We start from the raw sequence: 25,100 nt of genomic DNA on the forward strand, positions 1-25,100 counted from the left end.
TGCTGTTCAGTAGTACAGGCTGGAATCATGATGGATGCAGACGACAAGGACGATGAAATCGAACTGTTCCTTGAAGCAGTCAAGGGCGCACGTCCGCTGAAACCATCGCGCCTGCATCACCCTCCCCCGACCCCCAAGCCAATTCCCAGGCAATTCATCCGTGATGAACGCCAGGCGCTGGCAGATTCCCTCAGTGATCATTACATTCCCGCCCATGAACTGGAAAGTGGAGAAGAGCTGCTTTACTTGCGTGATGGCCACTCCCCCGACATCCTGAGCAAGCTCAGGCGTGGCCATTGGGTGGTGCAAGCCGCCATAGATCTGCATGGCATGGTCAGCGATGAGGCCCGGCTTTATGTCGCAGAATTTTTGCACCACTGTAAAAAACGAGGCATCCGCTGTGTCCGTATCATTCATGGCAAAGGCTTGAGCTCGCATAACCGTGAGCCGGTACTCAAGCACAAATTGCGCAATTGGCTAATGCAAAAAGACGAAGTCATCGCCTATGCCCAGGCACGCCAGCAGGACGGTGGCAGCGGTGCAGTGATTGTCCTGCTCAAGGCATGAAAATATAGTCTCACCGGCTGTAAACTAAAGAAATAGTCTCGCGTTTACTATTCATCGCACTCTGGTGTGCATGGAATAAAGTGAGATCAACATGCAGTGGCGTCTATTGACGTGTACAACCGTGATGGTGCTGTTATTGCATAGCCCATCCATCCTCCATGCGGCAGAAGCCGATAACCTGGGCCAGCTGACACTGGACAAGGTCAGTAAACTTTTTACGGCAAACAACCGCGAACTCCTGCTCTCCAAACGCTACCTGGAGGGGACAAAGGCAGACACCCTGACTGCCGCACAAAACCCCAACCCGACATTTTCGTTGAACTCCAACAACTTCAATCTACAAGGAAGCAATGGCAATGGCGGCCTAAGCAACCGCACCCTGGATACCATTGCGCGCATTGAGCAACCTGTGGAGCGCGGCAACAAACGTGCGTTGCGTATGGCAATGGCTGATGATGCCGTGCAGGCGAGCGAGCTAGACTTGCGTGACAGCCTGCGCCAGCAAAAACAGTTGCTCTACAACGCCTACTACGATTTGTTGCTTGCCCAGGAAACAGAACACATCCTGCAGGAAAACCAAGCGCTGTACGACAAAATGCTACAAGCCGCTGAATTGCGCCTTAAAGCTGGCGACATTTCTACAACAGATACCTCACGCATCCGGATTGACGTATTGCGTGCACAGAACGATCTGCGCCAGGCAAAAGCTGAAAAGGAAAAAGCTCAAGCTGACCTTGCCTATATGATAGGCAAGGAACAGGAAGCCAAAAACATCATGGTCAGCGATACCTGGCCTGATACAGCCATGGCTGCTGAAAACCTGTCTGCAAATGTGGAACAACGGCCTGACATCCAAGCGGCCATCGCGCGTATCCAATTAGCCAATGAGAATCGCAAACTTGCACAAGCACAAACCACGCGAGACATCACCATCGGCATGCAGTATGAGCATTACCCGAGTGGAAATGGAGGCGGTGGTGGCAATAACAATGGCCGCAACACCATAGGTGTAGGCTTCAGCATTCCCTTGTTTACCGGTTATCAATACCAGGGCGAGATCGCACATGCTGAGGTGGACTACACCACTGCAATGGAAGCAGAGGAGCGCATCCGGGCCAATGCATTAAGTGAGGTCAACCGCGCCCGAGCTGATCTGGATGCGTCGATTGAGAAGGTCAATCGCTACGACCAGAACATGCTGCAGGAAGCAGAAAAAACGGCACAGGCCGCCGAGTTTGCCTACCAGCACGGAGCGATGGGAGTCACCGACTTGCTCGACGCGCGCCGCGTATTGCGTGCATTGCAAATCGACGCTGCCACCGCCCATGCAGATTTTGCCAAATCCCTCGCCAACTGGCGCGCTGCCATCAACCCTGGTGACAATTAATACGCTTAAACCTGAAGGTTAAGAAAGCCCATAATGAACAAGAAATTACTGATCCTGCTGTTATCAAGCCTTTATAGCATGACCCCGCTATTGGCAGCGGAAGCCGTCAAGCCAAAAGCTGCCGATGAGGTAGTACTGGCAGCAGACTCCCCACAGCTCGCCAACCTGAAAATCGAGGCAGTGACCCAGATTCCAGCCCCCGCCTCATCTCCCCTCAATGGCAAGATTGTATTCAACGAAAACTTTACTGCGCGCATCAGTTCTCCAGTTGTAGGGCGTGCGCTCAAGATCAATGCTGAAGTCGGCAATAGCGTGAAATCCGGCCAGGTATTGATGACCATGGACTCTCCCGACCTGGGCAGCGCAATTGCCGATGCCCGCAAGGCTCAGGCCGAACTGCAATTGAAGAAACAAGCCTATGACCGTAGCCGCATGCTGCTTGATGGCGGCGTGATACCGCATAAAGAACTTGAAGCCAGCAAGACAGACCTGGATGAAGCTGCTGCCGAATCCGAGCGCGCCAGTGCCCGCCTCAACAATCTTGGTGCAAGCCGCAATAACAATCAAAGCTATAGTGTGCGTGCCCCACTGGCTGGAATCATCGTTGACCGACAGGTGAGCCCCGGTAGCGAGGTCAGGCCAGAAGCCCCCGCCCCGCTGTTCATCATCACCGACCCATTGCACCTCTGGGCCAGCATAGACCTGCCTGAGCGCGACCTGGGGAAGGTCAATCCGGGTCAAAGTGTTTCGATTGAGGTGGATGCATATCCAGGTGAAGTATTCAACGGCAAGATCCTCTCCATCGGTGCCATGATAGACCCTGCCACCCGCCGCGTTCCCGTTCGCTGTTCGGTAGACAGCAAGGAGGGGCGCCTCAAGCCTGAAATGTATGCCCGCATCACTCCATTAAGCCCGGATAATCGCCAGGTGATCCGCATCCCCAACAGTGCCCTGATTACGGAAGGCCTCTATAGCTATGTCTTTGTTGAGACCAGCCCGGGACATATCAAGAAGCGGCGGGTAACCCTGGACGTTCAGGGCAAGGATTTTGCCACCGTAAAACAAGGCCTGAGCAACAATGAAAAACTGGTGATATCAGGGGCAATCCTGCTCAACTCTGAACTTGCCGCAGGTAAATAGGGCCACCCATCATGTTGAATAAGCTGATCACATTCTCGTTGCAACAGCGGGTGTTTGTCTTGTTAGGCACCCTGGCCCTGGTCATTGCCGGTTATTTTGCAGTGGATAACATGCCGATTGAGGCATTTCCCGACGTAGAGGATGTACATGTCGGCATCGTGACGCAAGTGCCTGGTCTCGCGCCTGAAGAAGTTGAGCGTGTTGTCACTCTGCCGATCGAACACGAAATGAGTGGTGTGCCCCACCTGACCCAGATGCGTTCGGTCTCAATCACGGGACTTTCAGTCATTACTCTCACCTTCTCGGAAAAAACCGATGATTACTTTGCCCGTCAACAAGTGCTGGAACGCCTGCAGAATGCAGACCTGCCGCCGGATTATCAACCGACACTGGCACCGCTCTCCACCGCAGTAGGCGAAATCTTCCGCTATCTGGTGGAAGCTCCCAACGATATGCCGCAACGCGAAATCCGTGCCATTCAGGACTGGCAGATCCGTCCCATGCTGCGCACCGTACCCGGCGTGGCCGACATCACCAGTTTTGGCGGCAGCATCAAGGAGTACCAGGTCAAGCTTGATCCGTATCTATTGAAAAAATTCGATATCACCATAGACCAGGTCAACCGCGCACTCAGCGGCAACAGCAGTAATATAGGTGGCGGTCTCATGCATCGCGGCGATGAAGACCTGGTAGTACGCGGTATCGGCCTCTACAAGAGCCTGGATGACATCGCCAGCACGGTGATTGATTCACGTAGCGGCAAGCCCATCCTCGTCAGCGACATAGGGGCTGTGGAAATCGGTGACCGGACCCGCTCCGGCATTGTCGCATTCAATGATAAAGACGATGTGGTGGAAGGCATTGTCATCATGAACAAGGGCCAGAACCCGGCCAAGGTGATTGAGGCGATACGAAAAAAGGTCGCCGAAATCAACGCCAAGCTTCCGCCTGGCGTAAAGGTCGCACCATTCTATGACCGGACGACCCTGATCGAGCATACCGTGCATACGGTCACCGAGAACCTGATCGTAGGTGCCTTGCTGGTTGTCACCATCCTGATCATCTTCCTGCGCAACTGGCGGGCTGCCCTGATCGTGGCATCGGTGATCCCGCTCTCACTGCTGTTTGCCTTTATCGTCATGGATATCCGTGGCGTTTCTGCCAACCTGATCTCGCTGGGCGCAGTAGACTTCGGGATCATTATCGACAGCGCAGTGGTATTGGTGGAAGCGCTCATGGTCCGGCTGGCGGTAGCCCAGATAGACAAGCTGCCGCAACAAGCCACTTTTGGCTGGCGTTTGCATACCCTCAAGCAAACCGCCATTGAAATGGGCAGGCCCATCCTCTTTTCCAAGGCCATCATCATTCTGGCTTTTTTGCCGATCTTCACCTTCCAGCGTGTGGAAGGCAAGATTTTCTCGCCCATGGCATTCACCCTGAGCTTTGCCCTGCTGGGAGCCATCCTGCTCACCCTCACTCTGGTGCCTGCATTGCTTTCCTACACCATGCGCCGCGAGGATATGGCGGAACAGCACAGCGGCTGGATGCACAAGATACAGGAAGGCTACCGCAGCCTGCTGCTACGCACCGTCAATATCCGCTGGCTGCTGGTCGCAGGCTCTGTTGGCCTATTGCTCGCATCCATCTTGCTGGCTCCCAGGCTAGGCTCTGAATTCCTGCCCAAGCTGGATGAAGGCAACATATGGCTCACCATCAGCCTGCCGCCCTCCACTGGCCTTGCCAAAACCAAGGAGGTGGAACGTCATGTGCGCCACATCCTCGAGAGTTACAAGGAAGTCAACCTGGTAGTCAGCCATGTCGGCCGCCCTGACGATGGCACTGATCCCAAAGGCCCGAACAACATCGAAATCCTGGCCGACCTCAAGCCGCGGGCTGAATGGGGCTTTGCCACCAAGGAAGCGCTCATCGAAAGTATCTCGGGCAAGATACACACCATCCCTGGCATCCCAACCAACTTCTCGCAGGTAATCCAGGACAGCGTGGAAGAAGCCCTTTCAGGAGTCAAGGGCGAAATCTCGGTCAAGATTTTTGGCCCTGACCTTTCGATTCTGGAAGACAAGGCCGACCAGGTGGTGGATGTGCTGAACAGCATCAAGGGAGCTACAGATGTTGCGGCCATCCGCATCTCCGGCAACTCTGAGCTGAATATCACGCTGGATAGATCAAAGCTTGCCCGCTACGGCATGACGGTCAATGATGTCAACACCACCATACAGACAGCCATGGCGGGCAATGCCGCCAACACTTTTTATGATGGGGAGCGCCGCTTTGACGTGACCTTGCGCCTGGACCGGCAATACCGCGATGGCGTGGATGACATCGCGGAACTGCCTGTGGCATTGCCTGACAATGCCGGCACCATTCCGTTGGGCGAAGTCGCCGACATCAGCATCAAGCAAGGCGCATCCCGCGTCAGCCGTGAAGGTGTATCGCGCATTGTCGCCATCAAGGCCAACCTGATCAATCGTGACCAGGGCAGCTTTGTGGCCGAAGCCATGGACAAGGTCAAGCAGCAGGTCAAACTGCCCCCAGGGTACTCCATTACCTGGGGTGGCCAGTTCGAGAACCAGCAACGCGCAATGAAACGTTTGCAGGTGATTGTTCCACTGTCCCTGATGCTGATATTCGTGCTGCTGTTCATAGCCTTCAAGTCCATACGCAACGCCCTGCTGGTGCTGTTGATGATCCCATTCACCCTGATCGGCGGCTTGGCAGCCCTGGGGCTAGCCAGTTTGCACCTTTCAGTATCCGCGGCAGTGGGCTTTATCGCCCTGGCTGGGGTCTCGGTACAAAACGGCGTCATCATGGTGGAACAAATCAAGTACCTGATGCGTGAAGGTTATGCGTTGAGGAAAGCCGTGGTAGATGGTGCTGTCGCACGGCTGCGCCCCATCATGATGACCGCGCTGATGGCAGGCCTGGGGCTATTACCTGCCGCACTCTCACACAGCATAGGCTCTGAAACCCAGCGCCCGTTTGCCGTGGTGATTGTCGGCGGCCTGGTATCGGCCACCATCTTTACATTGCTGTTGCTGCCATTACTTTTTCCTTACTTTTCTGATGAACGCAGGGGCGAGTAAATTTCGCCAGGCAAATAAAAAAGCCCGGCAGTACCGGGCTTTGTCTACCAAACCACCTATTCCATCAAATCTGGTATCGCTGAACCAGGCACACCGCCTGGGCTGCAATTCCCTCACCGCGTCCGGTGAAACCGAGCTTTTCAGTGGTGGTGGCCTTCACGTTCACACAATCCTCAGGAATACCGCAATCGCTTGCAATATTGCGGCACATCTGCGCCACATGTGGGGCCATCTTGGGGGCCTCTGCCATGATGGTCGCATCAATATTGACGATAGTATAATGCTTGGTCTTGAGCAGGCTGACCACATGACGCAGCAGCACTCTTGAATCAGCCCCCTTGAAGCGCTCATCCGTGTCAGGGAAATGCTTGCCGATATCCCCCATGGCCGCAGCTCCCAGCAAGGCATCGCTGACTGCATGCAGCAGCACATCGGCATCTGAATGGCCCTTCAGGCCTTTTTCATAAGGGATATCCACCCCGCCGATGATGCAGGGACGCCCTTCCACCAGTTGATGAACGTCAAACCCGTTTCCTACTCTGATCATGATGCTTGATTCTCCTTGGCATCCGCCAGCAGGATTGCCGCGGCAATCCTCAAATCCTGCGGATATGTAATTTTCAGGTTGCGCAATTCGCCGGGCACCAGTTTTGGCTTCAAACCCAGCGCCTCAACTGCCTGCGCTTCATCGGTAGGTGCCCCGCCTGCCAATTGCAGCGCACGCTGCAGTATTTCATAGCGGAACATCTGTGGCGTTTGCGCCTGCCACAAACCATCGCGCGGTTCGGTATTGGAAACCCGCTGCTGTGGGTCCGCACGCTTCAATGTATCCGCTAACGGGATCGCCAGCAATCCGCCAACCTCGTCATGCTCCAGACTGTCCAGCAAGCTTGCCAACAGGGATGCACTAAGGCCTGGCCGTGCGGCATCGTGCACCAGTATCCAGTCTTGACTATCCACTTCATCCGCCATCGCGTTCAGCCCATTCAAGACAGTAGCGGCACGCGTTGCCCCGCCATTCCTGTGCACTTGGAACTTGTTGCCATAATCCACCGCCCGCTCATCCCACAATGCATCATCAGCACTAATGACCACATGCACAGACGCAATGCGTGGCACTTGTACAAACATGGCGATAGCGTGGTGAATCAACGGCTTGCCCAACAAGGGAAGATATTGCTTGGGCAACTCGGAACCCATGCGGCTACCAGAGCCGGCAGCGGGAATCAGGACATGAAATTTGGACATGGCCGGCATTCTAGCATGCAGCAAGAATGGCAAACAAAACCGCCATGGCACTGCATTTCAGCATTGCTTGGGTTCGGGGCGCAACCAAAGCCAAAGCGCGACAGAAGCCATGGTGAGCGTTACTGCCCATTTAGACCATAAAGGTGCAGGAGAAAACCAGAGCATGACCCCACTGCACGACATCATGAAAATAGCAAAACACTTGGCCTTGCGCGAGACAGCTCCATGCTCACGCCACTGGCGAATATAGCAACCATATTTTGGGTGATTGAGCAGGTAATGCTCCAATTGGGGCCAGCCATGTCCGCCCGCCCATGCTGCCATTAAGACAAAAGGCACCGTGGGCATGATCGGCAGGAAAGCGCCTATTACCCCGAGAATCAGGGCAATCACAGCCAGGATACGCCAGAGGAAGATTTTGGTTTGTTGCAGCATAATGATAATGAAATCGAAAACAGCTCAAAGATACCATGCCTGAAGACCAAGCGCCCACCCAATCTCACCCGCAAAGACCAAAGCAGCCAAGCTCGTTTGCAGGCATGAATATCAACCAGCCTCTCACACTGGATAAGATTGAACAGATAAAATCCTCAACCTTGATCAATATTTGATACCCTCTGTTAAAAATCAAGTAAAAGCACCTCTTAGAATCATGGCAAAAGACAAACAAACCAAGCAAGAATCCCTGGAAAAAACCCTGTGGAAAGCGGCAGACAAGCTGCGTAAGAACATTGATGCGGCTGAGTATAAGCACATCGTCCTTGGGCTCATCTTCCTCAAATACATTTCTGACTCCTTCGAGCAGCAATTTGCAAAACTATCCGAGGGCAAGGGTGAATATGCAGGCGCAGACCCGGAAGACAAAGACGAATACTCAGCAGAAAACGTCTTTTTTGTGCCGCCTTCCGCACGCTGGAAGTTTCTGCAAAGCCACGCGAAACAACCCACCATCGGCAAAACGGTGGATGACGCCATGGATGCCATTGAGCGTGAAAACACACCGCTCAAAGGCGTGCTGCCAAAAGTATTCGCACGCGACAACCTTGATCCGGCCAGCCTGGGGCAACTCATTGATCTGGTCAGTAACATCGCCTTGGGCGATGCAAAATCACGTAGTGCCGATGTGCTCGGCCATGTATTTGAATATTTCCTCGGTGAATTTGCGCTGGCTGAAGGCAAGCAAGGCGGGCAGTTCTATACGCCGCGCTCTGTGGTGGAGTTGCTGGTAGAAATGCTGGAACCCTACCAAGGGCGCGTGTTTGACCCCTGCTGCGGCTCAGGCGGCATGTTTGTGCAATCTGAGAAGTTTGTAAAAGATCACCAGGGCAGAGTTGATGACATTTCCATCTACGGGCAGGAGAGCAACCAGACCACCTGGCGGCTGGCCAAAATGAACCTGGCGATTCGCGGTATTGAAGCCAGCCAGGTCAAATGGAATAACGAAGGCTCGTTTTTGAATGACGCCCATAAAGACCTGAAAGCCGATTACATCATCGCCAACCCGCCATTCAACGTCAGCGACTGGTCTGGTGAACTGTTGCGTAACGATGGCCGCTGGCAATACGGTGTGCCGCCCGCAGGCAATGCCAATTTTGCATGGTTGCAACACTTTGTTTATCACCTGTCGCCCAATGGCAGGGCCGGCGTGGTACTGGCTAAAGGCGCACTCACCAGCAAAACCAGTGGTGAAGGCGAGATCCGCAAAGCACTGATCGAGCAGGGCAACGTCATAGATTGCATCGTCAACCTGCCCGCCAAGCTTTTCCTCAATACGCAAATCCCCGCTGCTTTATGGTTTATGAACCGTGGACGTAACAACGGCAATTTACGCAAAAATGAAATCCTGTTTATTGATGCACGCAACCTCGGCCACCTGATCAACCGCCGCACCAAAGAGCTAAGCCATGACGATATTAAACAAATCGCTGATACATACCATGCTTGGCGCAACCTCCCCAGTCATTGCGAGGAGCAAAGCGACGCGGCAATCCAGTATCAAGATATTGCAGGTTTCTGCGCATCGGTAAGTTTAGAACGCGTAAAAGAACTCGATTATGTCCTCACCCCAGGCCGTTATGTCGGCCTGCCCGATGATGAAGATGACTTTAACTTTGCCGAGCGCTTTAACGCCCTGAAAGCAGAATTTGAAGCGCAGTTGATTGAGGAAGTAAAACTGAATAAAGCGATTGCAGAGAATTTGGCTAAAGTAAATGTGAGCATCAAGCCATGAAGCAACAAGCACTAAACATTCAAAGCAACATCCGTCTCACCCGTCATTCCCGCGCAGGCGGGAATCCAGGCAAAGATGCATGCATCTGTAGGTGGCTTAAAACAATATTCGTGCAAGTTGCACCACGACTGGATTCCCGCCTGCGCGGGAATGACGGAGGTGGGTTGTGAGTGAGTGGCAAGAGCGTAAACTAGAGGATTTAGGGTTGCTTCAACGAGGGCGTTCAAGACATAGACCTCGCTATGATTTTCATTTATATGGTGGAAAATATCCATTCATACAAACAGGAGAAGTTAGAGAGGCAAGAAAGTACATAAGAAAGTTTGAGCAGACGTATAGTGATGTTGGCTTGGCTCAAAGTAAGTTATGGCCTAAAAACACTTTGTGTATAACCATTGCTGCAAACATAGCTGAACTAGCCATTTTATCTTTTGATGCTTGCTTTCCTGATAGTGTTTTAGGTTTTATACCCGATGAAAACACAGATTTAGATTTTATTTATTACACGCTCACTCATTTTCAAAGAGAGTTAAAACATATTGGTGAAGGTTCCGTTCAAGACAATATCAATTTAGGCACTTTTCAAGATGTACTTTTCCCAATCCCAGAGCTGCCAGAACAAAAAGCCATCGCCTTAGTCCTCAGCAGTTTGGATGACAAAATCGACCTGCTCCATCGTCAAAACACCACCCTGGAACGCATGGCCGAAACCCTGTTCAGGCAGTTGTTTGTAGAAGAAGCGCAGGAGGATTGGGAGGAAAATAGCTTGTTAGAGTTATTTGAACTAGTTGGCGGAGGCACTCCTAAAACATCCATTTCTGATTATTGGGATGGTGATATTCCGTGGTTATCAGGCGGAGATATAGCAACCAACCATAAAGGTCTTGCAATTTCATCTGAAAAAACTATTACTCAAACTGGCGTAAATAATAGTTCTGCAAAATTACTGCCTAGATTTGCAACTGTTATTTCAGCGAGGGGTACTGTTGGTAAGTATTGTTTGTTGGCAGAGAGCATGGCTTTTAGTCAATCCAACTATGGCATTTTGCCAAAAATTGAAGGCTGTTTTTTCTTTACCTATTTGTTGGTAAATCATGCTGTTGAACAATTGCAGTCGGCTGCTTATGGTAGCGTGTTTGATACGATAACAACTGCAACTTTTCGGGATGCAACTTTCTTAGCGCCACCGAATGAAAAGATTTTAGATTTTGAAAATTTCATAGCACCTTATTTTGATAAAAAACACCTTAACCAACAACAAATCCAAACCCTAGAAAAACTCCGCGACAACTTGCTCCCCAAGCTGATGAGCGGTGAAGTAAGAGTAATTTAATCGAGGAATATACGGATGTTAAAAAATAGATTTGTCGTTTTTGGCTTGTTTTTCTTCATACTTATGACATTAAATTACTATTTCACTAAATCATTATTGCCAAGTCCTGATACTAAAAATCTTTGGTTCTACTCTGGGTTATTTATGATGGTATTTTCAATACTATTCATTGACCCATACTACTCTTCTCCAAAAAATGTAATAACAAACACCATTCCATTAGCTTTGACGCTTATAGCAATCAAAGACATATTTATTGATCTAAAGCTATGGTGGGTTTCATTTGGTGTCGTTCTGACCTTGCTAATTGCAGCTCTCATTGCATTAGTATTAAACGATGAAACCAAGAGTGAAAATCATATACAAAATCGCATTTCAATTTTTCTGAAAAATAGCGTGGTGTTATTTGGTCAAGGGAGAGTTTTATATTCTTTGGTATTTATTGCATCTTTACTAAGCTATTACTCAATCCAGAACAACTACACGATAACGTTATTTTTCTTTTGGTGTGGAATTTTGCTAATAAACCCAAAAGCATTAACGAACACGTTTAGTTTGAAAAGTAAAAAGCTATCTAATAATGCTATTGGTGAAGTCTTTAGTATTCAGTCTAAACAACTTTTGTTAGCGAAAGTTTTTAAAGATAAAACTGATGTGAATAAATTTGATGTTGTTGAATTTAAATACTCAACTCAAGATGACAACACAGTTTCTGTAGGTTTCGTTTTTGATACGCATTTTCTTAATAATGAAAAATGGATAAAGGTACTTAAGCTTAAAAATGATATTCAACAAAACTCATTGTTAAATCCAAACATTATTTACAAGACTAGCAAATTAGCGAATCAGCACACAGATTTGGATATTGATAAATTTGTAGGTATCGTCATTGATGGTTCAAATATAGGGAACATTAAATTTGAGTATTCCAAAAAAAATGAAGATTTAGAAGAAGGGCAATTACTTGAAGTGATTGTGGGAAGTAAAACCATCTATTATCAAGTAGTCGAAGGAATTACAGCAATTGAACATCTAGAATCTAAGAATGAAAGTGGTTTTACTTGTGGCGAGGCAATACAACTAGGAGAGTGGAAAAATACTGAGTTAAGTTTTAAAAAATATGGTTGGGTGCCTAATATAAATACACCAATATTTTTAGCAAAGACAAACTTTGAAGTTGATCAATATAATTATCCTGAATATAAACTGGGAGTCATCCCCGGCACAAATTTACCATCAGTTATCAATTTACATGATGCTGTCAGTCACCACATGGCTTTGCTTGGAGTTACAGGCTCAGGGAAGTCATTTTTGGCGAGAGAAATAATAGGTCAACTTCAAACGGATACTAAAGTAATTTGTGTTGATTTTAATAACGAATTTGTCACAACATTAAATCCATCACCATTACCTATCATAAATTCTGTAATCGCAACTCAAATCGCTAATCACATTGATTGGATAAATAATGAGCTAGATAAATTTGCTAATCAACAAGACAAGCCTCAAATAGCAACTCGACAGGCTCAGATTAAAACATTAATCAAAACTGAAGTAGATGCATTTTTAGATGATGCACAATCTACGGTTAAGGTTTTTGAGTTGCCAGATGTAAGCAACACCACAGGAATTCTTGATTACACTAAATATTTCTTTAAAGTGGTTTTCGAAGTAGCAAAAGAGCGTCTTTTAGCTAGTAATCCAGCGAGAATTTGCATTGCGATTGAGGAGGCTCATACTGTAATACCAGAGTGGAACTTTGCAAGCAGTTCTGACAAAACATCTCAAAGTTTAGTTAATAGCATAAGTCAGGTAGCACTTCAAGGCAGAAAATATGGTGTTGGGTTTATGATTATTGCGCAAAGAACTGCAAATGTTTCTAAGACCATACTAACTCAATGTAATACAGTAATTTGTTTTAAAGCGTTCGATGATACGAGTTTTACATTTGTTGGAAATCATATAGGTAAAGAGTTAGTACAGACTTTACCGAGACTTAAACAATTTCATGCTGTCGTTACTGGGAAAGCGGTTAAATCGAACTTGCCAATGATTGTGGACTTAAAGCGGTAACTCATACTGACGAAACTAATGAGCGATGAAGTAAGGATAAAAGATGTCTGAAGAAAATCTGTCTCAGCAATTTCAAGTCCATTATTACTTTGATGACGAAAGTCACTCAATGAATGCATTTGTCAGAAATCGAGCTGAGAAAGATTTGCTAGAGGCAGTAAAAAGAATTTTAGAGTTATCAGATGTAACCGCTGAAATTGAAACTGAAGCGTTTAATGAGGGAGGTTTAATTGAAACATTAAACCTAATTATTCCGAGTCTAAGCGCAGTCGCAATTTTCTTGTCACCTGCTATCAATGAGATTCTTAAACACCATTTCACAAAAAATAAAACAGATGACGCAATCAAAGAGGAAACCTTAAAAGGTTTGCAACTCGACAATTCTCTAAAAGAGCTTGATTATGAAACTAAGTTTGCTAAAGCGTTAGAAGATAAGCTGGTTAAAAAGCATGTTTCAAATTATTACTCAAGAATTATCGGTTATGAAAAAGTAGAAAAGATTGGCTTTAAAAACTTGAGCATAAAGACAGACGAGATTGTTATACCTCGGAGCCGATTTAAAGATTTTATTTTAATAGATGACAAAACAGTTACTGAAGATGACAATGCCGAGATTGAGATTATTTCCCCAGTTTTAAAAGAAGGCACATTTAACTGGCGCGGTTCATATAAAGAACAAAGGATTGACTTTAGTATGGGGGATGCAAGGTTTAAGAACGAAGTCATCAATGGACAGCATCAGTTCGCTAACGGTTTTGTAATGAGTTGCTTATTACAGGTCACTACAACTTTCGATGAGTTTGGTGATGAAAAACGTAGAAGTTATTCAGTACGAAAGGTTTATGCAATAAAAGAGAGTGGCTCAACAAATTACACTCTGAGACCGTTAGGGTTTAAGAAAAAAGAAGGAAAAGACCAACAACCATTATTTGATGATGGGGAATAAAAATGATTGAAAAAAACTGGCTAGAGCAGAATAGATTTTATTATCAAATTGATGGAACCAAACTACATAGTATTTTCTACTTTAGCCTAGTGTGGAACATTTATGAAAAAGAGCTGTGTGGCAGGGATGGCAAGATAAGACGGCATCCAAAAGATCATTCAGAAAAATATGACCAGAAAGTAAACCAAAGTCTTTTAGATAGTGTATTTAATTACTTTAGAAATCGATATGTTTTAAATGGGCAGCCGACTGATCACTTTAGTACTTTTGAGTTCAATTCAGAGCCAATTAAAAGTGAGGTGTATAGTTGCTTATCAAGTGAAAATCCATCAAATGAAGAAAAGTTAAAAGCTCTGTTATTTATAGCCTTTAGGCTTAGAAACAATTTATTTCACGGTGAAAAACAAGTTGAAAAACTGTATGAACAAAATGAAAATTTCAGACAGATAAATATGCTTTTAATGAATTTGATTGATATTGAAAAGCAATTATCACGAAACCAAGTGTTGGATGAGTTAACTGCCGTTTCTCAAGAATTGGGGATGGGGTACTAAAGTGAAAATTTGCAAAGGGATTATCAATGAATAATCAACAAATTCAGGCTACCAACTTCATTTTATATACAGCCCCTAGTGGTGATGTTCAGTTAAATGTTGCATTGCGCGGTGAAACTGTTTGGCTGACACAAAAAGCAATGGCGGATTTGTTTGCGGTGGGTGTACCTGCCATCAATAAGCACCTTAAAAACATTTTTGAGACCAATGAGTTGGTTGAAGATTCAGTTATTTCCATTTTGGAAACAACTGCCGCGGACGGCAAAAATTATAAGACCCAGTATTACAATATTGATGCGATTATCTCTGTAGGCTACAGGGTAAACTCACGTGAAGCTACACAATTCCGCATTTGGGCAACTAGAACACTTAAAGAATATATCATCAAAGGCTTTGTGTTGGATGATGAGCGCCTCAAACAAGGTTCACAAGTTTTTGGTAAAGATTATTTTGATGAGCTGCTTGAACGTATTAGGGAAATACGTGCCAGCGAAAGAAGGTTCTATCAAAAAATCACAGATATTTATGCATTGTCAGTGGATTACGATAAAAACGCGCCTTTAACTAAAGAGTTTTTTGCCACGGTGCAAAACAAATTGCACTGGGCGATTACGGGCAAAACTTCAGCTGAGATTATTTATCAGTCTGTGGATGCTTCAAAGCCTAAGATGGGCTTAATGACTTTTAAGAATGCGCCAAACGGCAAGGTGCTAAAAAGTGATGTAGCCGTCGCAAAAAATTATCTGTCTGAGCAACACATACGTGAATTAGAGCGGATCGTTTCAGCCTACTTAGACTTGGCAGAAAATCGTGCAGAGCGCCAGATTGTGATGAAGATGGCTGATTGGATTACCTTTTTAAATGGCTTTCTTGAGCTTTCAAACTACCCTATTTTGCAAGATGCTGGCAAAGTGAGTGCTGAAATGGCGAAGCTTAAAGCAGAGAAAGTGTATGAGACTTTTAGAGTTGAGCAAGATAGGCACTTTGTATCTGATTTTGATAAAACAGTAAAAACGCTTAAGAAGCCAAGCAAATCAAAAAAACAAGAACCGAAAGAATAGACTTTTGCATAAGCTCACAGAATCTGCTATTGAAACCCTTACCATCGAGCGCCTGCAAGTCCTTGTAGCCCTTGTAGGGCGCACCACTTGCGTTGCGCCGCATGAATAAGGAATAAATTTATGACCGAAAATAACAATAATCAACAAATTGTTATTTACCAATCAGAAAATGGCGAGACTCGGATAGATGTGCGAATTGAGCAAGAGACTGTTTGGCTAAGCCAAGCACAAATGGTTGAACTGTTTGAAAGAAACAAACGTACAATTTCAGAGCATATTGGCAATATTTTTAAAGAAGGCGAATTACAGGAAAATGCAGTTGTCCGGAAATCCCGGACAACTGCTAACGATGGTAAAAGCTATGAGGTGAGTGAATATAATCTTGATGTGATTATATCGGTCGGTTATCGCGTTAAATCACAGCGTGGCACGCAGTTTAGAATCTGGGCAAATAGTGTGCTCAAACAGTATTTGGTGCAAGGGTATGCATTAAACGAACGTAAACTTCAAGCCGAACAAGAAAAACTCAATGATTTAAAGCACGTCATAGCTTTGTCATCTCGCCTACTACACAACCAGGCATTAACGTCGCAAGAATCACAATCAATATTAGCTGTACTTGAAAAATATAGCCATGCACTGACTGTGCTGGACGATTACGATCATCAGCGTTTGATGGTGGTTGGTACCCATGCAATTGTTCAGCCCAAGATTGAATACCATGAGGCTATGGCACAAATTCACTTGTGGCGAGAGAAAGAAAAGCTAGGTGGATTATTTGGTAATGAAAAAGACAATTCGTTTAAAAGCGCGCTAGAAACAATCTATCAAACGTTTGATGGGCAGGAGCTTTACCCAAGCATAGAAGAGAAAGCTGCAAACCTGCTTTATTTTATTGTTAAAAACCACGCCTTTAGCGATGGCAATAAGCGCATCGCTGCGGCAATGTTTGCATGGTTTTTGGAACGTAATAAGCATTTGTATAATGAGCTAGGTGAGAAACGGATTGCAGATAATGCCTTGGTTGCTTTTACACTACTGATTGCAGAAAGCAAACCTGAGGAGCGGGAAATGATAGTGAAAGTCATCATCAATTTAATCAATGGTAATAACTGATGGCCAAGCTCACTGAGTCAGAAATTGAAGCCCTCGCTATTGAGCGCCTGCAAATGCTTGGTTTTGATTATATTTATGGACCTGATATTGCACCAGATGCGAAAAACTCTGAGCGCGAGAGTTTTGCAGACGTATTATTAAATAGTCGCCTGCGCCATGCGGTTGCCCGTATCAACCCCACCCTGCCCGCTGCCGCACTCGACGAAGCCATAAAAACCATACAGCGCATTAGCTCACCTGAGTTACTTGCCAATAATGAGGCATTTCACCGTTTGCTGACCGAGGGCGTGAAAGTCAGTTATCAAAAAGATGGCAACACACGTGGGAATCTGGTTTGGCTGGTGGATTTTGCCAACCCCGACAATAACGAATTTGTGGTGGCAAATCAGTTCAGCATTATTGAAAACAATCAGAACAAACGCCCTGACATTATTCTGTTTGTGAATGGCTTGCCTTTGGTGGTGATGGAGCTTAAAAATGCTGCAGATGAAAACGCCACACTGACTTCAGCCTACCGACAATTGGAAACTTACAAACAGGCGATTCCCGGCTTGTTTGCCTACAATGGCTTTGTCGTGGTTTCAGATGGGCTGGAAGCGAAATCGGGCAGTATTTCAGCAGGTTTAAGCCGCTTTATGGCCTGGAAAAGCGCCGATGGTAAAGCGGAAGCTTCGCACCTTGTCAGTCAGCTTGAAACGCTGATTGATGGCATGCTGAATAAAGCGACTTTGCTGGATTTGATCCGTCACTTTATCGTGTTTGAAAAGTCCTCCAAAGAAGATACCAAAACAGGCCAGATCAGTATCAGCACCGTTAAAAAGCTGGCAGCGTATCACCAGTATTACGCAGTGAATGCGGCAGTGATTTCCACTTTAAGAGCATCAGCAGAAGCTAATAGTGTTGCACAAGACCCTGCCAGCTATGGTTTGCCTGGTGTCAGCACACAGCCCAAAGGCGACCGCAAGGCTGGCGTAGTGTGGCATACCCAAGGCAGTGGTAAATCACTGAGTATGGTGTTTTACACCGGCAAGATTGTGCTGGCGCTTGATAACCCCACTATTGTTGTGATCACAGACCGTAATGATCTGGATGACCAGTTGTTTGATACTTTTGCGGCATCCAGCCAGTTATTGCGCCAGGAGCCTAAGCAGGTGGAAGACAGGCAGCAACTTAAAGAGCTGCTCAAAGTCGCTTCGGGCGGCGTGATATTTACCACCATCCAGAAATTCCAGCCTGAGGAAGGCAATGTGTATGAAACCTTATCGGAACGCCGCAATATTGTGGTGATTGCCGATGAGGCGCACCGCACACAATATGGCTTTAAGGCCAAAACGGTAGAAGATAAGAATGCAGCCGGTGAAGTCATCGGCCAAAAGATTGTGTATGGCTTTGCCAAATATATGCGCGATGCCTTGCCGAATGCCACTTACCTGGGCTTTACCGGCACGCCGATTGAAAGCACCGATGTGAATACGCCGGCGGTGTTTGGCAATTATGTGGATATTTACGATATTGCCCAGGCGGTGGAAGATGGGGCGACTGTCCGAATCTATTACGAAAGTCGTTTAGCCAAGGTGCAGCTCTCGGATGAAGGCCGCAAATTGGTGGCTGAACTGGATGAAGAATTAGAGCAAGATGAGCTGAGCGAAACACAAAAAGCCAAAACACGCTGGACGCAGATTGAAGCTTTAATCGGTAGCGAAAAGCGCATTCAAAATATTGCGCGGGATATTGTGACGCATTTTGAGCAACGTCAGGAAGTGTTTGCCGGCAAGGGCATGATAGTCAGCATGTCGCGCCGTATTGCGGCCGCACTGTATGCAGAAATCATCAAACTTAAACCTGAATGGCATTCAGACGACTTGAACCAAGGCGCCATCAAGGTGGTAATGACGGCATCCTCCAGCGATGGGCCTGCGCTTGCCAAGCACCACACCACCAAACAACAGCGCCGTGCACTGGCAGAACGCATGAAAGACCCGGAAGACCCGCTCAGATTGGTCATTGTGCGTGACATGTGGCTGACAGGCTTTGATGCGCCCAGCATGCATACGCTATATATAGACAAGCCCATGAAGGGCCACAACCTGATGCAGGCCATTGCGCGCGTGAACCGCGTGTATAAAGACAAGCCTGGTGGTTTGGTGGTGGATTACCTGGGTATCGCGGCAGACTTGAAACAGGCATTGTCGTTTTATTCAGATGCCGGCGGCAAAGGCGACCCGGCCATTGCCCAGGAACAGGCACTGCAATTGATGCAGGAAAAGCTGGAAGTCGTCGCCAACCTGTATCACGGCTTTGATTATCACGCTTATTTCCATGCCGATACTTCGCATAAGCTATCGCTGATATTGGCTGCCGAGGAATATATCCTCGGGTTGGAAGATGGAAAAAAGCGTTATATCAACGAAGTCAGCCTGCTCTCTCAGGCATTTGCGATTACCATTCCGCACGAGCAGGCAATGGATGCGAAGGAGGAAGTCGCCTTCTTCCAGGCGGTGAAGGCAAGGCTTGCCAAATTTGACAGCATTGGCGGCAATCAATCAGACGAGGCCCTTGAAACCACGATCCGCCAAGTGATTGACCAGGCATTGGTCAGCGAACAGGTGATTGATGTGTTTGATGCTGCAGGAATCAAAAAACCTGATATTTCGATATTGAGTGATGAGTTTTTGATGGAGCTCAAGAATCACCAGCACAAGAATATTGCACTGGAAGTATTGAAAAAGCTGCTGGCCGAAGAAATCAGGATTCGCGAGAAAACCAATCTGGTACAAAGCCGCAGCCTGATGGAAATGCTGCAAAACTCTATCAAGCGCTACCAGAACAAAATTATTACGGCGGCGGAACTGGTTGAAGAGCTGATCAAGGTCAGCAAAGAAATTGTAAACGGTGATAATGAAGCGGAACGCCTGGGGCTCAGTCCGCTGGAGTTTGCTTTTTACACTGCAGTTGCCAACAACAACAGTGCAAAAGAGCTGATGCAGCAGGACAAACTGCGCGAGCTGGCAATTGTGCTGTTGCAGCTTGTTCGAGAAAACGCCTCGATTGACTGGACCATAAAGGAAAGTGTGAAGGCAAAACTGAAAGTGATCGTCAAACGCACTTTGCGCAAGTTTGGCTATCCACCCGATATGGAGTTAATGGCCACGGAAACTGTGCTGCGTCAGGCTGAGTTGATTGCGGCAGAGTTGCAGCACTAACCTGTCGCAATCAAGATGAGCGACACTTTGAACACTTTGCAAAAAAATGGCTTGCCCTCATTAATCTTGAGGCAAGCCCAATGTGCAGAATTCCGAGCTATTTTAACTGTCAGCCCTTGAACATGCTCAAGATCAACCTACATACCGCTTGATCTTGAAGCCATCCTTGGGATGGGTAACATAGACAAAATGCTTACCCATATTGCGATCAGCTTTTTCAGCTGTCGTATTGATTCGATTCATGTTGAAACCGTATTTGGGATGAGGACGATTGTTCATCGTCTTTTCAATATCTTTTGAGGTAATTACGGAATGTATTTCCGCAACATGCGCATCAAAAGTACCGTTGATGGGGTTTAAGTTAGCTGCAGCCAGCACCTGGCCATCGAGCATCGCCTGATTGCCCTGCGCATATACAGATAAGCCAGTTGCTGCCAGTAATACAAACGTAATCACCGATAAAACCTGTTTCATCATATCTCCTAGTAAATAATTAATATTGGATTCCATGGATAACGCATTCAAAAAATCATTGCCAGCCACCTCCAAGTGCTTTGTATAAATTGATCATTGCCATGATTTGTTTTTGTTTGGTTTCAATCAGGTCCATCCTGGCCTCCAATGCATCGCGCTGTGTCAGCAACACTTCCATGTAATCTGCACGGGCGGACTTGAAGAGCTGGTTGGAGATTTCGATGGAGTTGGTCAGGGTGTCAACCTGATGATTTTTCAGCTCGTAGTTCTTTTCCAAATTATCGATATTGGAAAGCTGGGTTGAGACTTCAATGTAGGCATTGATAATGGCCTGCTCATATTCAAATGCCGCCTGAATCTGCTCTGCACTGGCATTCTTGTAGGTCGCAACAATTGCATTGCGATTGATCAGCGGGGCTACCACATCGCCGGCAAACGATGTTGCCAGGGACTCAGGCATATTGAGCAGGTAACGCGGGTTGAATGCCTGGAACCCCAAGCCGGCCTTGAGCGCAAAGGAGGGATAGAAATTGGCCTTGGCTACTTCTATATTGAGCTTGGAAGCTTCCAGCTCAAGCTGCGCTTTGCGTATATCAGGCCGGTTTTCCAGAAGTTGGGATGGCAATCCGGCCTCCAGCATTTTTGGCTTGATCTCCATGAAACCAGCAGAGGCACGTTCGATAGGCTGAGGTGTACGGCCCAGCAAGAAGTTGATCCGGTTTTCGGTCTCGACAATCCGCTGCTTCACCTCATAACGCTGGCTCTGGTTCTTGTTGACCTCGGCCTCGAATCGCTTCACCGCTAGCGATGTGGTCCTCGCATATTGCTGGAGTTGCCTGACCACTTCCAGCGCCTGTTGTTGGATCTGGATATTTTTGTCGAGGTTATCAAGCTCGTTATCCAGCGCCAGCAGCTCGTAATACGAGTTCGCCACTTCTGCCACGAGGTTGGTCACGAGGAAATTCCTGCCCTCGATGGACGCCATATACTCCATGGTAGCCACCTTGGTGGCGTTCCTGAGTTTTTTCCAGACATCCAGCTCCCATGAAGCCACCAGGCCAAATTGATAGTTGCCCAGATATTTGGGAAAGGCCTTGCCCTCCTTGATGTCCAGGCTTTCCTCCACCGCGCCATTGCGGGTATAGCGCGCAGCCTTTTCCACTTCAGCGCCAGCTCCCACGCCAACAAACGGCATGTATTCGCCTTTTCTTGCCAGGATCTCGTTCTCGGCAACGCTGATGCGCTGCATGAGGATATTGAGCTCTTTATTATTGGCAACGGCGATATCAATCAGCCTGGATAAGGATTGATCCTCAAAAAACTCCTTCCAGTTCACATTGGCAGCACTGTTCATGCTGTCACTGCCAGTGGCGAATGTTTCCGGCAAACTCACCACCGGTTCTTTTTTTGTAATCGTTGGGATTGCGCAGGACTGCACCGTCAAGGCCATGCACCCCACCACGATCAATTGAATGGCTTTATTCTTGGTCATCATCATTCTTACTGTAGTGATAAATTTCAGTTAAAGGCTCAAACTCTTCGTTTCTGATCAGTGACTTACCCTCAGACAGCTTGGCAAAGATATAGTACAAGCCAGGAATCAGGATGACGCCAAACACGGTACCGAACAGCATGCCACCCAAGGCAGACGTACCAATGGTCCTGTTGCCTACGGCCCCGGCGCCAGTGGCGGCAACCAAGGGAATCAAGCCTGCGATAAACGCAAAAGAAGTCATGAGGATGGGTCGGAAACGCACCCTGGCACTCTCGATAGCCGCGTCCTTGATCGACATGCCCTGCTCATGCTTCTGCACGGCATATTCCACAATCAGCACCGCATTTTTCCCGAGCAGGCCTACCAACATGACAAGGCCAACCTGGGCATAGATATCGTTTGCCAGCCCCAATGTCTTCAAGAGGAAGAAGGAACCAAACACCCCTGCCGGCAGCGACAGCACCACCACCAAGGGCAGGATGAAGCTTTCATATTGGGCGGCCAGCACCATGTAGACGAAGACCAGCACAACGGCGAAGATGATGAGGGCTTCATTCCCGCGGTGGGCTTCATCGAATGACAAGCCTTCCCAACCTATGTCATAGCCTCTGGGCAAGGTTGCCTTTGCCACTTCCTCTACCGCCTTGATGGCATCATCGGTGGTGTAGCCCTCGGCAGGCATGGCACGAATGGTGGCTGAGTTATAGAGGTTATAACGGGTGATCTCGTTTGGTCCCTGCATCTTCTTCAGCTTCATGAAGGCAGAGTACGGCACCATCTCGCCATCCTCGTTCTTCACGTAATAGCTGAGGATATCGCTGGGATAGCGGCGGAACTCAGGGCCTGCCTGGGTATATACCTTGAAGAAATTGTTGAAGCGGATAAAACCTTGCTCGTAGGTACTACCAATCAGGATATCCAGGTTATCCATCGCCTTGGCAATGGACACCTTCTTCTGCATGGCTAGATTGTTATCGATCTGAATTTCATACTGCGGATAATTCGCCGCGTAGAAAGTGAACAGGCCGGTCAATTCTTTACGCTTGCCTAATGCCTTCAGGAAATCCTGGTTGATCTTGTCGAACTCGTGATAGTCCGTGTTATTGGTTTTATCAAGTAGGCGCAAAGCCAGGCCAGAAGCTGCACCATAGCCAGGCACAGCTGGCGGTTCAAAGAACTCGATGACCGCCCCAAAATCCTTGGTCTTTTCCTCCAACTCAGCAATTACCTGGTGAACCGAATGCTTGCGCTGCGACCAATCTTTCAGGTTGATGATACAAGTACCCGCATTGGAGCCTCGCCCCTCGGTCAATACCTCATAACCAGCCAGGGAAGAGACGGACTGCACCCCTTCCACCTTGGATGCCACTGCCTGCAGCTGGCGCGCAATCTTGTTGGTTACTTCCAGGGTAGAGCCTGGTGGGGTCTGGATAATGGCATACACCATCCCTTGATCCTCACCCGGGATAAAACCTGAGGGCAGGGATTTATTGACTATAAACGTACCGAATGCAAACAACCCCAGCATCAGGAATGTCAGTACCCTCCTAGCCACGATAAGATCAAGCAGCTTGGTGTACCGGCCGGTGATTTTTTCAAAAATCCGATTGAATGCATTGATGAATAAACTGATTGGTGTCCTGCGCTTGGGTTGACCATGGTTGTTCTTCAACAACATGGCGCAAAGTACAGGCGTCAGGGACAAAGCCACAATACCGGAAATGATGATAGAAGCTGCCATGGTGATGGAGAACTGACGGTAGAACACACCCACCGGACCCGTCATGAAGGCAACAGGCACGAATACGGCGGTCATCACCAATGTGATCGCGACAATGGCGCCACCGATCTCGCCCAGGACCTGCTGCGTTGCCTTGTATGGAACAAGGTGATCACTTTCCATTTTGGCGTGCACAGCCTCAACCACCACGATGGCATTATCCACCACGATCCCGATAGCAAGCACCAGGGCAAACAAGGTGATCAGGTTGATGGAAATCCCAAACATCTGCATGACAAAAAATGTGCCGATCAATGACACGGGCACTGCCAGGATAGGGATCAGGGTGGAACGCCAATCGCCCAGGAAAATGAACACTACCAAGGCAACCAGGATAAATGCCTCGATCAGGGTATGAATGACTTTTTCGATGGAGGCATCGAGGAACTTGGACACATCGTAATTGACTTCATAATCCATCCCCGCAGGGAAGGCAGCCTTCAATTCCTGCATTTTCTCCTTCACTTGCTCAATCACATCTGTCGCATTACTGCCATAGTTCTGCTTGAGCACGATCGCAGCGGAAGGATACCCGTCCTTGTTGGAATAGATATCGTAGAACTCACTGCTCAACTCAACCTTGGCGATATCCTTCAACCGCAGGATCGCACCTTCCGAATTGGAGCGGATAATGATGTCTTCATATTGCTCAGGCTTGTTGTAACGCCCTTGGTACAACAGCACATACTCCTTGGATTGCGCAGCAATACCCGAGCTTTGTCCCAGGCGACCGGGGCGGCCAATCACGCTCTGGCTATTGATTGCCTCCATGACCTCTTCGGTCGACACCTTATAGGCACGCATGCGGTCTGGGTTGAGCCAAATACGCATTGCATATTGGCGGCTCCCCAGTATCTTGGCTTGTGCAATACCATTGACCCGTTGAATCTCAGGAATGACGTTGACATTGGCATAGTTGAAGAGAAATTTCTCGTCAGCATTCTTATCCTTGCTGAACAAGTTGATATACATCAGCATGCTGGGCTGCACCCGCTCAACCACCACCCCTTCCATCTGCACCAGCTGTGGCAAACGGCTCATCACTTGGTCTAGGCGCGTCTTAACGTTGATCATGGCTTGGTTGGGATCTATACCCAAGTCAAAGATCACTTGGATCGTCGCCTCCCCAGCACTGGTTGCATCGGAAATGATGTACTTCATCCCCGGCACGCCATTGATCGCGCGTTCAATGGTAATCAATGACGATTGCACCAACACATCCGCACTTGACCCTGGATATGCCAGGGACACGATCACCCGCGGAGGCGCAATGTCAGGAAACTGGGAAGTGGGCAGCGCCCTGATGGCGAGAAATCCCATGAACACAATCAATAGCGACAACACAATCGCCATGACCGGCCTTTTGATAAATATATTTAGCATTTGATCATC

At 47.7% G+C, this 25,100-nt stretch carries 18 protein-coding genes; 12 read left to right on the top strand and 6 right to left on the bottom strand.

Annotation, left to right across the window (positions count from 1 at the left end; all coding sequences use genetic code 11):
* Positions 1-27: 27 nt before the first annotated feature.
* From LG200_RS07310 to LG200_RS07325, 4 genes are all read left to right on the top strand, one after another.
* Positions 28-567: a Smr/MutS family protein gene (locus LG200_RS07310; RefSeq protein WP_226756911.1), complete on the top strand. Its 540-nt coding sequence runs from the start codon at positions 28-30 to the stop codon at positions 565-567.
* Between the two features lie 91 nt (positions 568-658).
* Positions 659-1,954, top strand: coding sequence for a TolC family protein (locus LG200_RS07315; RefSeq protein ID WP_226756912.1), 1,296 nt, complete (start codon positions 659-661; stop codon positions 1,952-1,954).
* A gap of 33 nt (positions 1,955-1,987) precedes the next feature.
* A complete protein-coding gene (locus LG200_RS07320) occupies positions 1,988-3,094 on the top strand; it encodes an efflux RND transporter periplasmic adaptor subunit (RefSeq protein ID WP_226756913.1) in 1,107 nt (368 codons plus the stop codon).
* An 11-nt stretch (positions 3,095-3,105) separates the two neighbouring features.
* On the top strand, positions 3,106-6,195 hold the full coding sequence (locus LG200_RS07325) for an efflux RND transporter permease subunit (RefSeq protein ID WP_226756914.1): 3,090 nt from the start codon (positions 3,106-3,108) through the stop codon (positions 6,193-6,195).
* 64 nt (positions 6,196-6,259) lie between these two features.
* Here LG200_RS07325 and ispF read toward each other — a convergent pair whose 3' ends face one another.
* From ispF to LG200_RS07340, 3 genes are read right to left on the bottom strand one after another with little or no spacing between them, the layout of a single operon-like run.
* Positions 6,260-6,742 carry a 2-C-methyl-D-erythritol 2,4-cyclodiphosphate synthase gene (gene ispF, locus LG200_RS07330; protein ID WP_226756915.1) on the bottom strand — a complete coding sequence of 161 codons (483 nt, stop codon included), beginning with the start codon at positions 6,740-6,742 and terminating at the stop codon, positions 6,260-6,262.
* Entirely contained in the window at positions 6,739-7,443 is a 705-nt protein-coding gene (gene ispD, locus LG200_RS07335; RefSeq protein WP_226756916.1) for a 2-C-methyl-D-erythritol 4-phosphate cytidylyltransferase, read from the bottom strand. Before ispD ends, ispF begins: the two co-directional genes overlap by 4 nt.
* Positions 7,444-7,500: 57 nt before the next feature.
* Entirely contained in the window at positions 7,501-7,878 is a 378-nt protein-coding gene (locus LG200_RS07340; RefSeq protein ID WP_226756917.1) for a YbaN family protein, read from the bottom strand.
* Between the two features lie 217 nt (positions 7,879-8,095).
* Between LG200_RS07340 and LG200_RS07345 the strand changes: the two genes are divergently transcribed.
* The 8 genes from LG200_RS07345 (at position 8,096) to LG200_RS07380 (ending at position 19,959) form a co-directional block, all read left to right on the top strand.
* Positions 8,096-9,673 carry a type I restriction-modification system subunit M gene (locus LG200_RS07345; RefSeq protein WP_226756918.1) on the top strand — a complete coding sequence of 526 codons (1,578 nt, stop codon included), beginning with the start codon at positions 8,096-8,098 and terminating at the stop codon, positions 9,671-9,673.
* Positions 9,674-9,839: 166 nt separating this feature from the next.
* Entirely contained in the window at positions 9,840-11,006 is a 1,167-nt protein-coding gene (locus LG200_RS14130) for a restriction endonuclease subunit S (protein WP_226756919.1), read from the top strand.
* Positions 11,007-11,021: 15 nt separating this feature from the next.
* Positions 11,022-13,079, top strand: a complete 2,058-nt coding sequence (locus LG200_RS07355) for a helicase HerA domain-containing protein (protein ID WP_226756920.1) — start codon at positions 11,022-11,024, stop codon at positions 13,077-13,079.
* A gap of 43 nt (positions 13,080-13,122) precedes the next feature.
* On the top strand, positions 13,123-14,025 hold the full coding sequence (locus LG200_RS07360) for a hypothetical protein (protein WP_226756921.1): 903 nt from the start codon (positions 13,123-13,125) through the stop codon (positions 14,023-14,025).
* A gap of 2 nt (positions 14,026-14,027) precedes the next feature.
* Entirely contained in the window at positions 14,028-14,579 is a 552-nt protein-coding gene (locus LG200_RS07365; RefSeq protein ID WP_226756922.1) for a hypothetical protein, read from the top strand.
* A 26-nt stretch (positions 14,580-14,605) separates the two neighbouring features.
* Positions 14,606-15,640: a virulence RhuM family protein gene (locus tag LG200_RS07370; RefSeq protein WP_226756923.1), complete on the top strand. Its 1,035-nt coding sequence runs from the start codon at positions 14,606-14,608 to the stop codon at positions 15,638-15,640.
* 120 nt (positions 15,641-15,760) lie between these two features.
* A complete protein-coding gene (rhuM, locus tag LG200_RS07375) occupies positions 15,761-16,756 on the top strand; it encodes a RhuM family protein (RefSeq protein ID WP_226756924.1) in 996 nt (331 codons plus the stop codon).
* The gene (locus tag LG200_RS07380; RefSeq protein ID WP_226756925.1) at positions 16,756-19,959 is read left to right on the top strand and encodes a type I restriction endonuclease subunit R; all 3,204 of its coding nucleotides are present in this window, start codon (positions 16,756-16,758) and stop codon (positions 19,957-19,959) included. The genes rhuM and LG200_RS07380 overlap by 1 nt, the downstream gene beginning before the upstream one ends.
* A gap of 132 nt (positions 19,960-20,091) precedes the next feature.
* Here LG200_RS07380 and LG200_RS07385 read toward each other — a convergent pair whose 3' ends face one another.
* The 3 genes from LG200_RS07385 to LG200_RS07395 are packed head-to-tail and all read right to left on the bottom strand — an operon-like array spanning position 20,092 to position 25,091.
* The gene (locus LG200_RS07385) at positions 20,092-20,436 is read right to left on the bottom strand and encodes a hypothetical protein (protein ID WP_226756926.1); all 345 of its coding nucleotides are present in this window, start codon (positions 20,434-20,436) and stop codon (positions 20,092-20,094) included.
* A gap of 52 nt (positions 20,437-20,488) precedes the next feature.
* Positions 20,489-21,928 carry a TolC family protein gene (locus LG200_RS07390; protein ID WP_226757324.1) on the bottom strand — a complete coding sequence of 480 codons (1,440 nt, stop codon included), beginning with the start codon at positions 21,926-21,928 and terminating at the stop codon, positions 20,489-20,491.
* Positions 21,912-25,091: an efflux RND transporter permease subunit gene (locus LG200_RS07395; RefSeq protein WP_226756927.1), complete on the bottom strand. Its 3,180-nt coding sequence runs from the start codon at positions 25,089-25,091 to the stop codon at positions 21,912-21,914. Before LG200_RS07395 ends, LG200_RS07390 begins: the two co-directional genes overlap by 17 nt.
* Positions 25,092-25,100 lie beyond the last annotated feature (9 nt).

This window comes from Methylobacillus caricis (genome assembly GCF_020532705.1).
Taxonomy (GTDB): Bacteria; Pseudomonadota; Gammaproteobacteria; order Burkholderiales; family Methylophilaceae; genus Methylobacillus; species Methylobacillus caricis.

What these genes read in the sequence shown, in the direction of transcription:
- LG200_RS07310 (WP_226756911.1), top strand. Translation starts at nt 28, where the DNA reads ATGATGGATGCAGACGACAAGGACGATGAAATCGAACTGTTCCTTGAA.
- LG200_RS07315 (WP_226756912.1), top strand. Translation starts at nt 659, where the DNA reads ATGCAGTGGCGTCTATTGACGTGTACAACCGTGATGGTGCTGTTATTG.
- LG200_RS07320 (WP_226756913.1), top strand. Translation starts at nt 1,988, where the DNA reads ATGAACAAGAAATTACTGATCCTGCTGTTATCAAGCCTTTATAGCATG.
- LG200_RS07325 (WP_226756914.1), top strand. Translation starts at nt 3,106, where the DNA reads ATGTTGAATAAGCTGATCACATTCTCGTTGCAACAGCGGGTGTTTGTC.
- ispF (WP_226756915.1), bottom strand. Translation starts at nt 6,742, where the DNA reads ATGATCAGAGTAGGAAACGGGTTTGACGTTCATCAACTGGTGGAAGGG.
- ispD (WP_226756916.1), bottom strand. Translation starts at nt 7,443, where the DNA reads ATGTCCAAATTTCATGTCCTGATTCCCGCTGCCGGCTCTGGTAGCCGC.
- LG200_RS07340 (WP_226756917.1), bottom strand. Translation starts at nt 7,878, where the DNA reads ATGCTGCAACAAACCAAAATCTTCCTCTGGCGTATCCTGGCTGTGATT.
- LG200_RS07345 (WP_226756918.1), top strand. Translation starts at nt 8,096, where the DNA reads ATGGCAAAAGACAAACAAACCAAGCAAGAATCCCTGGAAAAAACCCTG.
- LG200_RS07355 (WP_226756920.1), top strand. Translation starts at nt 11,022, where the DNA reads ATGTTAAAAAATAGATTTGTCGTTTTTGGCTTGTTTTTCTTCATACTT.
- LG200_RS07360 (WP_226756921.1), top strand. Translation starts at nt 13,123, where the DNA reads ATGTCTGAAGAAAATCTGTCTCAGCAATTTCAAGTCCATTATTACTTT.
- LG200_RS07365 (WP_226756922.1), top strand. Translation starts at nt 14,028, where the DNA reads ATGATTGAAAAAAACTGGCTAGAGCAGAATAGATTTTATTATCAAATT.
- LG200_RS07370 (WP_226756923.1), top strand. Translation starts at nt 14,606, where the DNA reads ATGAATAATCAACAAATTCAGGCTACCAACTTCATTTTATATACAGCC.
- rhuM (WP_226756924.1), top strand. Translation starts at nt 15,761, where the DNA reads ATGACCGAAAATAACAATAATCAACAAATTGTTATTTACCAATCAGAA.
- LG200_RS07380 (WP_226756925.1), top strand. Translation starts at nt 16,756, where the DNA reads ATGGCCAAGCTCACTGAGTCAGAAATTGAAGCCCTCGCTATTGAGCGC.
- LG200_RS07385 (WP_226756926.1), bottom strand. Translation starts at nt 20,436, where the DNA reads ATGATGAAACAGGTTTTATCGGTGATTACGTTTGTATTACTGGCAGCA.
- LG200_RS07390 (WP_226757324.1), bottom strand. Translation starts at nt 21,928, where the DNA reads ATGATGACCAAGAATAAAGCCATTCAATTGATCGTGGTGGGGTGCATG.
- LG200_RS07395 (WP_226756927.1), bottom strand. Translation starts at nt 25,091, where the DNA reads ATGCTAAATATATTTATCAAAAGGCCGGTCATGGCGATTGTGTTGTCG.